14 protein-coding genes are annotated in these 13,436 nt (G+C 73.7%); 6 read left to right on the forward strand and 8 right to left on the reverse strand.

Translation table 11 applies throughout. From position 1 onward, the window contains the following. Nucleotides 1-111: 111 nt before the first annotated feature. A complete protein-coding gene (locus tag HGK34_RS09060; protein ID WP_201846334.1) occupies nucleotides 112-1,404 on the reverse strand; it encodes an acyl-CoA dehydrogenase family protein in 1,293 nt (430 codons plus the stop codon). 2 nt (nucleotides 1,405-1,406) lie between these two features. Then, on the reverse strand, nucleotides 1,407-2,459 hold the full coding sequence (locus HGK34_RS09065; RefSeq protein ID WP_201846336.1) for a phosphotransferase family protein: 1,053 nt from the start codon (nucleotides 2,457-2,459) through the stop codon (nucleotides 1,407-1,409). An 837-nt stretch (nucleotides 2,460-3,296) separates the two neighbouring features. On the opposite strand from HGK34_RS09065, the gene HGK34_RS09070 reads away from it, so the two are divergent. Both HGK34_RS09070 and HGK34_RS09075 read left to right on the forward strand, forming a co-directional pair. After that, nucleotides 3,297-4,577, forward strand: coding sequence for an acyl-CoA dehydrogenase family protein (locus tag HGK34_RS09070; protein ID WP_244666563.1), 1,281 nt, complete (start codon nucleotides 3,297-3,299; stop codon nucleotides 4,575-4,577). 199 nt (nucleotides 4,578-4,776) lie between these two features. Continuing rightward, the gene (locus tag HGK34_RS09075; protein WP_201846338.1) at nucleotides 4,777-6,000 is read left to right on the forward strand and encodes an acetyl-CoA C-acetyltransferase; all 1,224 of its coding nucleotides are present in this window, start codon (nucleotides 4,777-4,779) and stop codon (nucleotides 5,998-6,000) included. On the opposite strand, the gene HGK34_RS09080 is transcribed toward HGK34_RS09075, so the two are convergent. The 3 genes from HGK34_RS09080 to HGK34_RS09090 are packed head-to-tail and all read right to left on the reverse strand — an operon-like array spanning nucleotide 6,001 to nucleotide 7,396. Next, nucleotides 6,001-6,456, reverse strand: coding sequence for a MaoC family dehydratase (locus HGK34_RS09080; RefSeq protein WP_201846340.1), 456 nt, complete (start codon nucleotides 6,454-6,456; stop codon nucleotides 6,001-6,003). Further along, complete coding sequence (fabG, locus tag HGK34_RS09085) at nucleotides 6,453-7,211, reverse strand: 3-oxoacyl-ACP reductase FabG (RefSeq protein WP_201846342.1); 759 nt, start codon at nucleotides 7,209-7,211, stop codon at nucleotides 6,453-6,455. The genes HGK34_RS09080 and fabG overlap by 4 nt, the downstream gene beginning before the upstream one ends. Continuing rightward, nucleotides 7,208-7,396 carry a hypothetical protein gene (locus HGK34_RS09090; RefSeq protein ID WP_201846344.1) on the reverse strand — a complete coding sequence of 63 codons (189 nt, stop codon included), beginning with the start codon at nucleotides 7,394-7,396 and terminating at the stop codon, nucleotides 7,208-7,210. The genes fabG and HGK34_RS09090 overlap by 4 nt, the downstream gene beginning before the upstream one ends. A gap of 128 nt (nucleotides 7,397-7,524) precedes the next feature. Here HGK34_RS09090 and HGK34_RS09095 point away from each other — a divergent pair, with 128 nt between their 5' ends. Further along, on the forward strand, nucleotides 7,525-8,466 hold the full coding sequence (locus tag HGK34_RS09095; RefSeq protein WP_201846346.1) for a D-2-hydroxyacid dehydrogenase family protein: 942 nt from the start codon (nucleotides 7,525-7,527) through the stop codon (nucleotides 8,464-8,466). Nucleotides 8,467-8,543: 77 nt separating this feature from the next. Here the strand turns inward: HGK34_RS09095 and HGK34_RS09100 are convergent, their stop codons facing one another. Next, on the reverse strand, nucleotides 8,544-9,188 hold the full coding sequence (locus HGK34_RS09100) for an LPXTG cell wall anchor domain-containing protein (protein ID WP_201846348.1): 645 nt from the start codon (nucleotides 9,186-9,188) through the stop codon (nucleotides 8,544-8,546). A gap of 204 nt (nucleotides 9,189-9,392) precedes the next feature. Between HGK34_RS09100 and HGK34_RS09105 the strand changes: the two genes are divergently transcribed. Continuing rightward, a complete protein-coding gene (locus tag HGK34_RS09105; RefSeq protein WP_201846350.1) occupies nucleotides 9,393-10,319 on the forward strand; it encodes an alpha/beta hydrolase fold domain-containing protein in 927 nt (308 codons plus the stop codon). Nucleotides 10,320-10,378: 59 nt separating this feature from the next. Here the strand turns inward: HGK34_RS09105 and HGK34_RS09110 are convergent, their stop codons facing one another. Together HGK34_RS09110 and HGK34_RS09115 are read right to left on the reverse strand one after the other, a co-directional pair. Next, entirely contained in the window at nucleotides 10,379-10,981 is a 603-nt protein-coding gene (locus HGK34_RS09110; RefSeq protein ID WP_201846352.1) for a sugar O-acetyltransferase, read from the reverse strand. A gap of 67 nt (nucleotides 10,982-11,048) precedes the next feature. Then, entirely contained in the window at nucleotides 11,049-11,882 is an 834-nt protein-coding gene (locus HGK34_RS09115; RefSeq protein ID WP_201846354.1) for an NmrA family NAD(P)-binding protein, read from the reverse strand. 112 nt (nucleotides 11,883-11,994) lie between these two features. On the opposite strand from HGK34_RS09115, the gene HGK34_RS09120 reads away from it, so the two are divergent. Together HGK34_RS09120 and HGK34_RS09125 are read left to right on the forward strand one after the other, a co-directional pair. Further along, entirely contained in the window at nucleotides 11,995-13,131 is a 1,137-nt protein-coding gene (locus HGK34_RS09120; protein WP_201846356.1) for an AraC family transcriptional regulator, read from the forward strand. Between the two features lie 69 nt (nucleotides 13,132-13,200). Beyond that, the gene (locus HGK34_RS09125; protein WP_201846358.1) at nucleotides 13,201-13,386 is read left to right on the forward strand and encodes a hypothetical protein; all 186 of its coding nucleotides are present in this window, start codon (nucleotides 13,201-13,203) and stop codon (nucleotides 13,384-13,386) included. Nucleotides 13,387-13,436: the final 50 nt, after the last annotated feature.

The raw sequence follows: 13,436 nt of genomic DNA on the forward strand, positions 1-13,436 counted from the left end.
CGTCGTCGTCGAGCGGTATCGAGCGGTAGGTCGAAGGCCGGTGCCGGCGCGCCGGCACCGGCCGCCGGTCGGGGGAGCCGGTCAGGGGCGGGTTCGGTCAGGGGTAGTACGTCAGGGGCGCCGCAGCTCGGCCCGGCCGAGCGAGTTCAGGTGCACCTCGTCGGGCCCGTCGGCCAGCCGCAGGGCGCGGGCTCCGGCGAACATCTCGGCCAGCGGCTGGTCCGCGGAGACGCCGGCCGCGCCGAAGACCTGCATGGCCCGGTCGAGGATCCGCTGGACGGCGCGTGGCACGGCGATCTTGATCGCCTGGATCTCCGTCATCGCTTCCTTGTTGCCCACGGTGTCCATCAGCCACGCCGTCTTCAGCACGAGCAGCCGCAGCGCCTCCAGCTCGATCCGGGACTCCGCGACCCACTCCCGCACCACGCCCTTGTCCGCGAGCGGGCCGCCGAACGCCGTCCGCGTCCGCGCGCGCTCGCGCACCAGCGCCAGGGCCCGCTCGGCCATGCCGAGCGCACGCATGCAGTGGTGGATCCGGCCGGGTCCCAGGCGTGCCTGGGCGATCGCGAACCCGTCGCCCTCGCCGCCCAGCAGGTTCTCGCCGGGCACGCGGACGTCGTCGAACACGACCTCGGCATGGCCGCCGTGGTCGCGGTCGTCGTAACCGAACACGGTCAGCGGGCGCACCACGGTCACTCCCGGAGTGTCCCGGCCCACCAGCACCATCGACTGCTGCCGGTGCCGGGGCGCGTCCGGGTCGGTCTTGCCCATCACGATCAGCAGCCGCGCGTCCGGGTTCATCGCGCCGGTCGCGAACCACTTGTGGCCGGAGATCACGTAGTCGTCGCCGTCGCGCCGGATGCGGGTGGTGATCTGGGTGGCGTCCGAGGAGCCGACGCCTGGCTCGGTCATGCAGAACGCGCTGCGGATGCGGGCGTCCAGGAGCGGGTCGAGCCAGCGTTCCTGCTGCTGCGGCGTGCCGAAGTGGGCCAGCAGTTCCATGTTGCCGGTGTCGGGGGCGGCGCAGTTGAACGCGGCCGGGCCCAGGCGCGGGCTCCAGCCGGTCAGTTCCGCCACGGCGGCGTACTGCAGTGTGGTCAGTCCCGCGCCGCGGCGGGTGCCGGGCATCTGGGCCGGTCCGGTGTGGGGGTCGGCGTCGGGGTCGGCGTGGGCGGAGCCGGCGGCCCCGGCATCCGGACCGGCGTCGGGCAGGAACAGGTTCCACAGGCCCTCGGCGCGTGCCGCGGCCTGGAGTTCGCCGACGACGGGCCGGAAGCCCCACTCGCCGGGAGTGGCCGCGAGCTGCTCGTCGAGCACGGGCTCGGCGGGCAGCACGCGTTCGTGCAGGAACCGGTGCACCTGCCCGGTGATCTCGGTGGTGCGGGCGTCGGGTGCGAAGTCCATGCTCAGCTCCTCCTCGGGGCGGTGCGGGCGAGGCCGTCCTCGGCCAGGGGAGCCACGAGGTCCCCGATGCCGTCGAAGCCGTCGCCAACGGTCTCCCCGGCCCGGAAGCGGTAGTGGATGCCTTCCAGGATCACGGCGAGCTTGTAGGTGGCGAATGCTCGGTACCAGGACAGGTCCGGCGTGGCGACCCCGGCCCGGGCCGCGTAGGCGTCGACCAGCTCGTCGAGCCCGGGGTAGCCGGCCCCGGGGACGACGGCGCCGACGGCGGGCCCGGCCCCGCCCGTCAGCTCGGCGAACTCCCAGTACATGCCGAGCATCCCGAGATCGACCAGCGGGTCGCCGAGCGTGGCCATCTCCCAGTCGACGACGGCGGCGACGCGCGGTGCGTCGGGCGGGCCGTCGACGATCACGTTGTCGAGCCGGTAGTCCCCGTGCACGACGGCGGCCCGCGGGTTCTGCTCCGGCAGCAGGGCGCCCAGGCGGTCCTGCAGGGTGTCGAGCGCGGGCAGCTCACGGGAGCGTGACGCGTCGTACTGGCGGCGCCACGTGCGCAGCTGCCGTGCCAGGTAGCCGTCGGGCCGGCCGAAGCCGGCCAGGCCCACGGAGCCGGGATCGACCGAGTGCAGGTCCGCCAGCACCTCGGCGAGGTGCAGGCTCAGGCCGTGCAGCCCGCCGGGCGTCCAGTCCTGGTTGAGCTCGGGCCGCGCCAGCACGCTGCCCGACACGTGCTGCATGACGAGGAAGACGGTGCCGGTCACCTCGCGGGTCTCGGTGTCGTCGACGACGTCCACGGCGTGGGGGACCGGGACGGTGCTCGTCTCCAGGGCCGAGATGACCCGGTGCTCGCGGCGCATGTCGTGCGCGCTGGACAGGACGTGCCCCAGCGGTGGCCGGCGGACCACGAGCGGGAGGCGGGCGCCGTCCACGCGGTAGGTCAGGTTGCTGCGGCCCCCCGCGAGCAGCGTCGCCGTCAGCGGTCCGGCGGTCAGCTCCGGGTGCGCGCGTTCGAGCCATCGTGTGAGCCCCGCACGGTCCAGTCCCGGCACGTCGGACATCCTCGACCCCCTCGTCGTCACCCCGGCACCGCGGTCGTGTGCCGGCTGATGGAGCATACCGCGTGGTCGGTATGTGAGGCGAGCCCCTTCGCCGCGGGCGCGGGAGCTGGAGGGGCGAGTCGGGGGGCGTGCCGGGGGGCGTGCCGGCCCGGCGCGCCCGGCCTGCCTGCCCTGCCTGCCTGCCTGCCCTGCCTGCCCGGCCTGCCCGGCCTGCCGGGTATGGTGTGCCTGCCTGCCTGCCTGCCTGCCTGCCTGCCTGCCCGGCCTGCCCGGCCTGCCGGGTGTGGTCGGTCGTTGGGCGCGTGGTCGGTCAATCGCTTGACCGACCATGCGCCCAGTGACCGACCACGCGCCCAGTGACCGACCACGCGCCCAGTGACCGACCACGCGCCCAGTGACCGACCACGCGCCCAGTGACCGACCACGCGCCCAGTGACCGACCACGCGCCCAGTGACCGACCACGCGCCCAGTGACCGACCACGCGCCCAGTGACCGACCACGCGCCCAGTGACCGACCACGCGCCCAGTGACCGACCATGTGCCCGGCGGCCGACCATGTGCCCGGCGGCCGACCGTGCGCCCAGTGACCGACTATGCGCCCCGGCGACCGACTCTGCGCCTGGGCGACCGACTCTGCGCCTGGGCGACCGACTCTGCGCCCGGGCGACCGACCATGCGGGCCTGGTGAGCGGCCGTGCGGGGCTGTCGTCAGGGGCCGAGGGGCGGCAAGGCCGCACTGCGGGGCGGGTGTGGCGCGGCGCTCGCGGGATGCGGCACAATGATACAGACCGACCGGTCGGATTGCTGGTCGGCGATCGACGACGATCGGAGGATCGATGGCGCTCTCACCGGCCACCCCGCAGTCCCAGGCCACCCCGCAGTCGCCGGCCACCCCGCAGTCGCCGGCCACCTCGCAGTCCCAGGCCACCCCGCAGTCCCAGGGCGCGGGCTTCCTGGATGCCGACTTCTACGCCTTCCAGTCCTTGCTCACACCGCGCGAGCAGGAGTCCGTCCTGGCCGTGCGCGAGTTCATGGAACGGGAGGTGCGCCCCATCGCCGACGAATACTGGGAGCGCGCCGAGTGCCCGGTGCACCTGTTCAAGCCGTTCGCCGAACTCGGCACGCTCGGATCGGGCTGGGCGGAGACGGCCGGGGACGAGACGTCGGCCGTGTTCCGCGGCTGGGTCGGCATGGAGCTGGCCCGGGTGGACTCCTCGTTCTGCACGTTCATCGGGGTCTCCTCCGGGCTGGCGATGAGCTCGATCGGCATGGGCGGATCGCCCGAGCAGCGCGCGCGGTGGCTCCCGGCGATGGCGTCCGGCGACGTGATCGGCGCTTTCGGGCTCACCGAGCCGCTGGCCGGCTCGGACACCGCCAGAGGCCTGCGCACGACCGCCACCCGGCACGGCGACACCTGGGTCCTGAACGGGGCCAAGCGCTGGATCGGGAACGCCACCTTCGCCGACGTCGTCGTCATCTGGGCCAAGGACACCGCCGACGGCCAGGTCAAGGGCTTCCTGGTGCGACAGGGCACGCCCGGGTTCACCGCCACCAAGATCGAGCGCAAGCAGTCGCTGCGCATCGTGCAGAACGCGGACATCACCCTGGAGGGCGTCGAGGTCGCCGAGGCGGACCGGCTCCAGCGCATCGACGGCTTCCGCGACCTGGCGAAGGTGCTGCGCGTGACCCGCGACGGGGTCTCCTGGCAGGCCCTGGGCACGATGATCGGTGCCTACGAGGCCGCCGTGCGCTACACCGCGCAGCGCGAGCAGTTCGGTAACCCCATCGCCAGCTACCAGCTCATCCAGGACAAGCTCGCCACCATGCTCGGCAACGTCACGGCGAGCCTGGGGGTGTGCGTGCGCGTGGCCCAGCTCCAGGACGAGGGGCGGCAGACCGACGCGCACGCCGCGATGGCCAAGGCGTTCGTCACCACGCGTATGCGTGAGACGGTGGCACTGGCCCGCGAGTCGTGCGGCGGCAACGGCATCCAGCTCGACCACGGCGTCGCCCGGTACTTCGCCGACGCGGAGGCCGTCTACACGTTCGAGGGCACCAAGGACATGAACCAGCTCATCGTGGGCCGGTCGATCACGGGCCACGCCGCGTTCGTCTGAGGCGCGTTCGTCTGAGCCGCGTTCGTCCGAGACGTGTTCGTCTGAGGCGTGTTCGTCCCAGACGTGGCCGTCCGAGACGTGGCCGTCCCAGACGTGGCCCGCACGCTCCGGCAGACAGCCCGCGCGAGATCCCGCGCGAGACGCGACCGGGGTCTCGTCCGAATCGACCAGGATCCGTCCCAGAAAGGACCGAGAGACCATGACCGAGGCATACATCGTCGCGACCGCCCGCTCGCCGATCGGGCGCGCGCACAAGGGTTCGCTGCGCGACGTCCGCGCCGACGACCTCGCCGCCCTGATGGTGGCCGCCGCCGTCGAGCAGGTGCCGGGCCTGGACCCAGACCGTGTGGAGGACCTGCTCCTGGGCTGCGGGCTGCCCGGAGGACGTCAGGGCATGAACATGGCCCGGATCGTCGCCGTGCTGCTGGGCTGGGACTCCGTGCCCGGCGCCACCGTCACCCGGTACTGCTCCTCCAGCCTGCAGACCACCCGCATGGCCTTCCACGCGATCAAGGCCGGCGAGGGCGACGTGTTCGTGTCGGCGGGGGTGGAGTCCGTCAGCGGGATGGACGTCGGCTCCAGCGACCTGATCCCCGGCGTCGACCTGAACAACCCGGTGTTCGCCGACGCCGTCGCCACCACCGCGAGACGCGCCGCGGGCGGCGCGGCCCCCTGGACCGACCCGCGCGAGCGGGGCCTTCTGCCCGACCCGTACATCGCGATGGGCCAGACGGCGGAGAACGTGGCCGCCCTGCACGGCATCACGCGCGAGGAGCAGGACGCCTTCGCGGCCCGCAGCCAGCAGCGCGCCGAGCGGGCGATCGCCGACGGGTTCTGGGCGCGGGACATCACCCCCGTCACGCTGGCCGACGGCACGATCGTCGCCGCCGACGACGGCCCCCGCCCCGGCACCACCGTCGAGACGCTGGCCACGCTGGAGCCCCGGTTCCGCCCGGACGGCACCGTCACCGCAGGCAACGCGTGCCCGCTGAACGACGGCGCCGCGGCCGTGGTCGTGGTCTCCGGACGGGTGGTCGACGAGCTGGGCCTGCAGCCGCTGGCGCGCATCGTGTCCACCGGCGTCAGCGGCCTCTCCCCGGAGATCATGGGGCTCGGCCCGGTCGAGGCCAGCCGGCAGGCTCTGGCGCGCGCCGGTCTCGGCGTCGGCGACATGGACCTGGTCGAGATCAACGAGGCGTTCGCCGCGCAGGTGATCCCCTCGGCGCGTGAGCTCGGGATCGACGAGGACCGCCTGAACGTGCACGGCGGCGCGATCGCCGTCGGGCACCCGTTCGGGATGACCGGCGCGCGGATCACGTCCACGCTGATCAACGGCCTGGCCGCCACCGGCGGCCGGTACGGCCTGGAGACCATGTGCGTGGGCGGCGGGCAGGGAATGGCGATGGTGCTGGAACGCGTCTGATCAAGCGGGAACGTAGAGGGACAGCGCCTCCGCGACGAGCGCGGGCTTGTCGGCGCCCTCGATCTCGATCGTCACGGTGGAGGAGACCCGCACCCCGCGGCCGGTCGGCTCGGCGCCGGTGATCTCCGTGGTGGCGCGGACGCGTGAGCCCACCGTGACCGGCGTCAGGAAGCGCACGCGGTCCATCCCGCGGTTCACGGCCATGCTCACGCCGTCCACCCGCACCAGGCTGGACGCCAGGTGTGGCAGGAGGGAGAGAGTGAGGAAGCCGTGCGCGACCGTCGTGCCGAACGGGCCGCGGGAGGCCCGGTCCGGGTCCACGTGGATCCACTGGTGATCCTCGGTGGCATCCGCGAAGGCGTCGATGCGGGCCTGGTCCACGGTGAACCACTCGCCGGTGGCGGTGGCGCCCACGGCGTCGGGCAGGTCGGCGGGGCTCGTGACGTGGATCGTCATCCGCGCGGACCTCCTGCCACGTACAGCACCTGGCCGGACACGAAGCCGGCGTCCTCGGAGCAGAAGTAGGACACCGCGGCCGCGATGTCCTCCGGCTTCCCGGTCCGTCCCACGGGGATCTCCTTCGCGGCGTGCGCCACGAAGTCCTCGAACGACACCCCCACCCGCTCGGCGGTGGCCCGGGTCATGTCGGTCTCGATGAAGCCGGGCGCCACAGCGTTGGCCGTCACCCCGAACCGTCCCAGCTCGATCGCGAGCGTCTTGGTGAAGCCCTGCATCCCGGCCTTGGCGGCGGAGTAGTTCGCCTGGCCGCGGTTGCCGAGCGCCGAGGTCGAGGACAGGTTCACGACGCGGCCCCAGCCGGACTCGACCATGTGCGCCTGCACGGCGCGGGTCATGAGGAACGCACCGCGCAGGTGCACGCCGAGCACGGCGTCCCAGTCGTCGGGGGACATCTTGAACAGCAGGTTGTCGCGCAGGATCCCGGCGTTGTTGACGAGGATGGTCGGCGCGCCGAGCTCCTCGGCCACGCGGGCGACCGCGGCCTCGACGGACTCGGCGTCCGCGACGTCGGCGCCCACGGCCAGCGCGCGTCCGCCGTCGGCCTCGACGGCCCGGGCGGTGCCGGCGGCCTGGTCCTCCAGGAGGTCGAGCACGGCGACGGCATGGCCGTCGGCGGCGAGCCGGCGGGCGGTCGCGGCTCCGATGCCGCGGGCCCCGCCGGTCACGACGGCGACGCGAGGTGTGGTGGTCATGCTGGTATCCCTTCGTCGAGGATGATGATCTGGCGCAGTTCCTCGCCGGCGGCGAGGCGATCGAGGGCGGCGGTCGGGGGGCGGGACTCGGCGTACCGGGCAGGGGAGCCGCAGTGTGCCAGGGCGGCACCGGCGATCTCCATGGGAGCGACCTCCTCGTCGTGGGTGCGCGGCGACGACAGCATACCGACTGTGCGGTATGTAGCGGGAGGCGTGCAGGGCGAGTTGACCCGGACGCCGGCGTGAGGCTGGATGTCCACGGCGGCCGCCGGCCGCCGGACCGAGGGCGTCACCGAACGGGGAACGAGGAGACATGCGAATCGTCGTGCTGGACGACTACCAGGGGGTCGCCGAGGGGTATGCGGACTGGGCCTCGCTGGATGCGGGCGTGACCTTCCTCCGGGACCCGCTTCCCGGGGCCGACGCCGTCGTCGAGGCACTGGCCGGCGCCGACGTCGTCGTCGCGATGCGTGAGCGCACCGCCTTCCCGGCGAGCCTCCTCGAACGCCTGCCCGACCTGCGCCTCCTGGTCACCACCGGCCGGGCCAACGCGGCGATCGACCTGGACGCGGCGCGGGCCCGCGGGGTCGCCGTGTGCGGGACCGAGTCGCCGTCGTCCGCCACACCGGAGCTGACCTGGGGGCTCATCCTCGCTGTCCTGCGGGGTATCCCGCAGGAGGACGCCGGGATGCGCACCGGTGGGTGGCAGACCACGGTCGGCGGCGACCTGGAGGGGCGCAGGCTCGGCGTCGTGGGGCTGGGGCGGCTCGGGGCCAGGGTGGCGCGCGTCGGTGCGGCGTTCGGCATGGACGTCGTCGCCTGGAGCCAGAATCTTGACGCCGCCCGTGCGGCATCGGAGGGCGTGCGGGCGGTGAGCAAGCGGGAACTGTTCGCGACGTCCGACGTCGTGACCCTGCACTACAAGCTGAGCGCCCGCAGCCGCGGGCTCGTCGGCGAGGCCGAGCTCGCGCTGATGAGGCCGACGGCGATCCTCGTGAACACCTCCCGAGGGCCCCTCGTGGACACCGGTGCGCTCCTCGCCGCCCTGCGGGCCGGGCGCATCCACGGCGCCGGCCTGGACGTGTACGACGCCGAACCGCTGCCCTCCGACCACCCGCTCCGGACGGCGCCGCGCACCGTGCTGACCCCGCACCTGGGGTACGTGACCGACGGGACGTACCGCGTCTTCTACGCCCAGGCGGTCGAGGCGATCAGCGCCTGGCGGGCGGGCGCCCCGGTGCGGCGCCTGGCGTGAGGCAGGAGGCCGGCGGGCCGTCCCCGACGCGGCCGCGGTCCGCGGCGCCGAGGTCGGTCCGGCGGCCTCCCTGCGCCCTAGCCGCGCCTGGCTCTGCGTCCCAGGACCACCAGGATCGCGCCCGCGGCGACCAGCAGTCCGGCGAAGATCGCGACGGGGACGGCCGTCGAGCCGGTCGCGGCGAGCACCGTGCCGTCCTCGGCCGAGGGTTCCGGCGACGCCGACGGCGTGACGGCGGCCTCGCCCGGTGTGCCGGGTGCGGCGGACGGCGTGGAGGCCGACGGCGTGGGGCCGGTGGCCGGCTCCGTCGCGTCGGGCGTGGGCTCGGGCTCGTCGGTGGTGCAGACCGGCTCCTGGCCGCCCTCGCCGAAGTGCTGGTTGTACTCCGAGACCTGGACCCAGGTGATGCAGTACGAGGCGGCGTCGATCAGCTCGCCCCAGGGCAGGAACGACTCGCCGACGTACTTGCCGGACGGCTGGTCGTTCAGTGTCTCGAAGTGGATTCCCGCGGAGTTCTCGGTGCCGTCGACGGTGTACCGGATGTTGACGTGGCCGTTGTCGGGAAACGTGGTGCCGGGGGGCAGGGTCAGGCCCTCGGCCGTGACCTCGTACGGAACCGGGTCGTCCGAGCCGCCGGTGGCGGCGGCCGGCGCCGCGAACAGTACGGCCGGGGCGACGGCCAGGGTGGCGGCGATGCGGGACGCTGCCGACAGGAGGCGCATGGGGGGTCCTTTCGCGCAGGACAGGGGGCCGGCTGATCGGCACCACACTGTGAAGCAAACGGACAAATAGTAGGGCATCGGTAAGCGCTACGCGGGCGGCGAGGTGTCGGCGCAGCCGCCGTGACGGGTCTGGACAGCGCTTACCCGAGGTGGTTCGATCGCATCGTCCGGGATCGACGAGGACCAGACGAACGGGAGTGACGGATGGGGAACGCCGGCCTGCGGATTGCCGATCGAACGCTGGACGGGCCGCACGGCGACCTGCGCGTTCGCGTGTACGCGCCCCCGGCCGGCGCCGTGGCCGGGCTGGTCTGGGCGCACGGCGGGGCGTTCATGCACGGGGATCTCGACATGCCCGAGGCGGACTGGGTCGCGCGCAGCCTGGCCGGTTCCGGGGTGGTCGTGGCGAGCGTGGACTACCGCCTGGCGCCGCCGCTCGACTACCGCACCGCCGGGGCTCGCCCGGGCGGTGCGGGAGTGCGGTTCCCGGTCCCGTCCGAAGAGGTCGCGTTCGCGTTCGCGTGGGCGGCCGGACCGGACGGACCCGCGCCGGAGCTGACGGCGGGCAGGTGGTGGCTCGGTGGTGCCAGCGCCGGAGGAGACCTCGCGGCCGGGGCGTCGCTGCGGTTGCGCGACGGCGCCGTTCCGCCGGGTGCGCGCGGGGGCGCTGTCGTGCCGCTGCCGCGCGGCGTCGTCCTGGCCTATCCGGTCACGCATCAGGCGCTGCCCGCCTTCCGGCCCGAGCTGGCCGCGAAGGTGGCTGCCCTGCCCGAGGAGAAGAACTTCCCGGCCGCGGCGGTGCGCGCGATGAACGGCAACTATCTGGGCCACGACGGCCCGGCCGGCTCGCCGTACGCGTTCCCCGGCGGGCAGGACCTGCGCGGGCTGCCGCCCACGTTCATCGTCAACTCCGACCACGACGCCCTGCGCGCGGGCGGGGAGGCCTACGCGTCGGAGCTGGCGGCCGCCGGGGTCGACGTCGCCGTCGTACGGGAGGACGGCACCACGCACGGCCACCTCAACCGCCCGGACGAGCCCGGCGCCGCGCGCAGCATCGCCCGCATCGCGGCCTGGCTCACCACCGACGCCACGGTGGGTGCGGCGCACGAGCCGCCGGACCGGGTGCACTGACCCGCGGTCCGGGCCGGTACTGCTGCCGGACGGGCCGCGCCGGTCCGGGCCGCAAACCGTCACCGGATCTCCTGGCGCTCCTTCAGGTCCTCCTCGGTGATCTCGCGGACGGGCCGGCACGGGACGCCGACGGCGACGGTCATCGGGGGGATGTCCCGGGTGACCACGCTGCCGGCACCGATCACCGAGCCGTGGCCGACGCGCACTCCCGGCAGGACGACGGCATTGCTGCCGATCCACACCTTGTCCTCGACGACGACCGGTTCCGAGTAGCGCCCGAAATCGACGCGCAGGTCGGGATGGACCGGATGCCCGGTCGTCGTCAGCGTGACGCCCGGCGCGATCATCACGCCGTGCCCGATCCGGATCTCCACGTCGTCGACGAACGTCAGGTTGACGTTGCCGAAGAAGTCGTCGCCCAGGTGCACGTTGCTCCCGAAACCCGCGTGGAAGGGCGGGAGCAGGACGGTACGTTCCCCGACCGAGCCCAGGATCCGCTCCAGCAGGTCCCGCCGGCGCGCGGCCTCGCCCGGGGGCGTGTGGTTGTACTCGAAGATCAGGTCGGACCGCCGCAGGCCCGACTGGAACGCCGCCTCCGACTCGCTGTAGAGCAGGCCACGGGCGACGCGAGCCAGGACCTCGGACTGGTCGTGCGTGGTCATGGTGTCCTCACCGTCGTCTGGTGCGATGCGTTCGGCCGCGACGACCATACCGCCGCGGCCGCACGCCTCATGCGGTCCGGGACCCCGCGAGCGCGTCGGTGAGGACGTCCCGCAGGCCGCGGGGCTCGCGTCCGAGAACCTGCCGGACGCCGTCGGCCGGGGCCTCGTTGCGGCCGTCGAACACCTCGCGGCAGAGCTCGGTCAGCAGGGTCGCCGCGTCGTCGCCGGCCTCGGCTGCCACCGCGGCGTGGAACTCCTCGAAACCCATCGGGACGTACTGGACCGCACGCCCGGTGAGGTCGGTGAGCAGGGCCGCCGCCTCGGTGAACGTCAACGAGTCCGGTCCGGTCAGCTCGTACCGGCGGCCCTCGTGCCCGTCCGTCGTCAGCACCCGCGTGACCACGGCGGCGATGTCGGCGACGTCGACGAACGGTTCCCGGACGTTCGCGGCCGGAAGCGCGAGAACCCCGGTCTCCAGTGCGTCGGCGAGCGCTCCCTCAGTGAAGTTCTGCGCGAACCAGCTCGCGCTCACGACCGTCGCCGGGATGCCGGAGCCGAGCACGACGTCCTCGCACTGCCGGGCACCCTGTTCGCCTCGGCCCGAGAGCAGGACGACGCGTCGGACGCCGGCTTCCCGGGCGGCGTCGGTCAGCCGGGTGATCGCGAGGTCGGCTCCGGGGGCGGCAAGGTCCGGCACGTAGGTGACGTAGAGCCGTTCGACGCCGTGCAGGGCCTGGGCCCAGCCGTCCGGCCGCTCCCAGTCGAACGCCGGGGTGGTTCCGCGGGCGAGCCGGCGCACCGTGTGACCGCCCGCCTCGAGAAGGTCCGCGACGCGGCGGCCGGTCTTTCCGGTGGCGCCGATGACGGCGAAGGAGGAGGGATGTGCTGCGGTGATGTCCATGCGTCCACGGTGGCGTCTCGGAGGCGGACGCGGAATGCCTGATCGTCCGCGATCTTGTGCTGATCGTCCGGAACCCCGGACGGCCGGTAGATCGGCATGCAAGGCTGGACGCATGGTCAAGACCACTGCGGACCCTCCTTCCGGACTGCGTGCGTCGGTCGGCGGGCATGCCGCACCGCCTGTCGGGCCTGCCACGCCCCGGGCCGTGGAACTCGGTCTGCCGACCCCGCCGCGCAGCGTGCCGCGAGGCCCGGACGAGGCGTCGGGCACCCTGGGCGGCGGCCTTCACCTGCTCCGGTTCACCGGGGCGCTGTACTGCCACGCCGACCTCACGGCGCCCTGGGGCGTGGCGTTCCCCCGGATCGAGCCCTGCGTGATGCTGCCGGTCGTGCTGTCCGGCCGCTGCGTCCTGGAACTCGGCGGCGAGCGGCACACCCTGGAGGCGGGCAGCGCCGCGCTGATCACGCACAGCACGCCGCACCGGCTGCTGAGCTCGCCCGGCGCGCCGAGCTCGGGGCTCTTCGACATTCCCGTCGAACGGGTCGGGGAGACCTACGAGCGCATGCGGTTCGGCGGCGGGGGCGAGCGGACGCAGATCGCCTACGCCGCGATGACCGCCGACGATCCCCTCACGGCACGACTGGTCGCGGAACTGCCCGACCTGATCCGGGTGGACTCCTGGGACGACGGCGAGCCGGGGGCGTTCGCGACGGTGCTCCGCCTGCTGGCGCACGAGGCGCGGACCCTGGAGCCGGGAGGCGAGGCGGTGATGACCCGGCTGGCGGACGTGCTCGTCATCCAGGTGCTGCGCCGGTGGCTGGACACCGCGGACGAGGCCGGGACCGGATGGCTCGCCGCGTTGCGCGACCCGCAGGTGGGTCGCGTGCTCGGCAGCGTGCACGCGCAGCCTGACCACGACTGGAGCCTGGTCGAGCTCGCGCGGCTGGCCGGGATGTCCCGGTCGGCGTTCGCCGAACGGTTCACCGCCCTCCTCGGCGAGCCGCCCATGCGCTACCTGACCACCTGGCGCCTGGAGCAGGCGTACGTCGCGCTGACCACCGGCGCCGACCCGGTCGCCGCGATCTCCCGCCGGGTCGGCTACGGCTCCGAGGCGGCGTTCGGCAGGGCGTTCAAGCGCCGCTACGGCATCTCGCCCGGCGCGGTGCGGCGGCGGGACAGTCAGCCGCAGAGTTGGCCGCCGGGTGAGCCGCCAAGTGAGTCGCACAGCGAGGCGACGGCCGCGACGTAGCCGAGCTGGTTCGAGTCCGCCGGCCGCCTCCGGGAGCATCACGATCGGCACGAGGAGCGACTCGGCGCAGTGCTCACCGAAGGACGTGGGACGGGAGCGTTCCGCGCCGACATGCCGCTCGAATGGCAGGTGACGGCCTGCTTCAGCCTCATGCACGCCGCCGCGGCAGAGGTCATGGCGGGCCGCCTCGACCAGGGCGAGGCGGAACGTGTCGTCGTGCGCACGATCGAGGCCGCGTGCGCCGGCGAGCGCTAGCGGCGCCGTGCCGCGATCGGGCGTCCGTGTCGCCGGCCGGTTGCCTTCTT

It is taken from the genome of Myceligenerans indicum, assembly GCF_016742955.1.
In the GTDB taxonomy this organism is placed as follows: domain Bacteria; phylum Actinomycetota; class Actinomycetes; order Actinomycetales; family Cellulomonadaceae; genus Myceligenerans; species Myceligenerans indicum.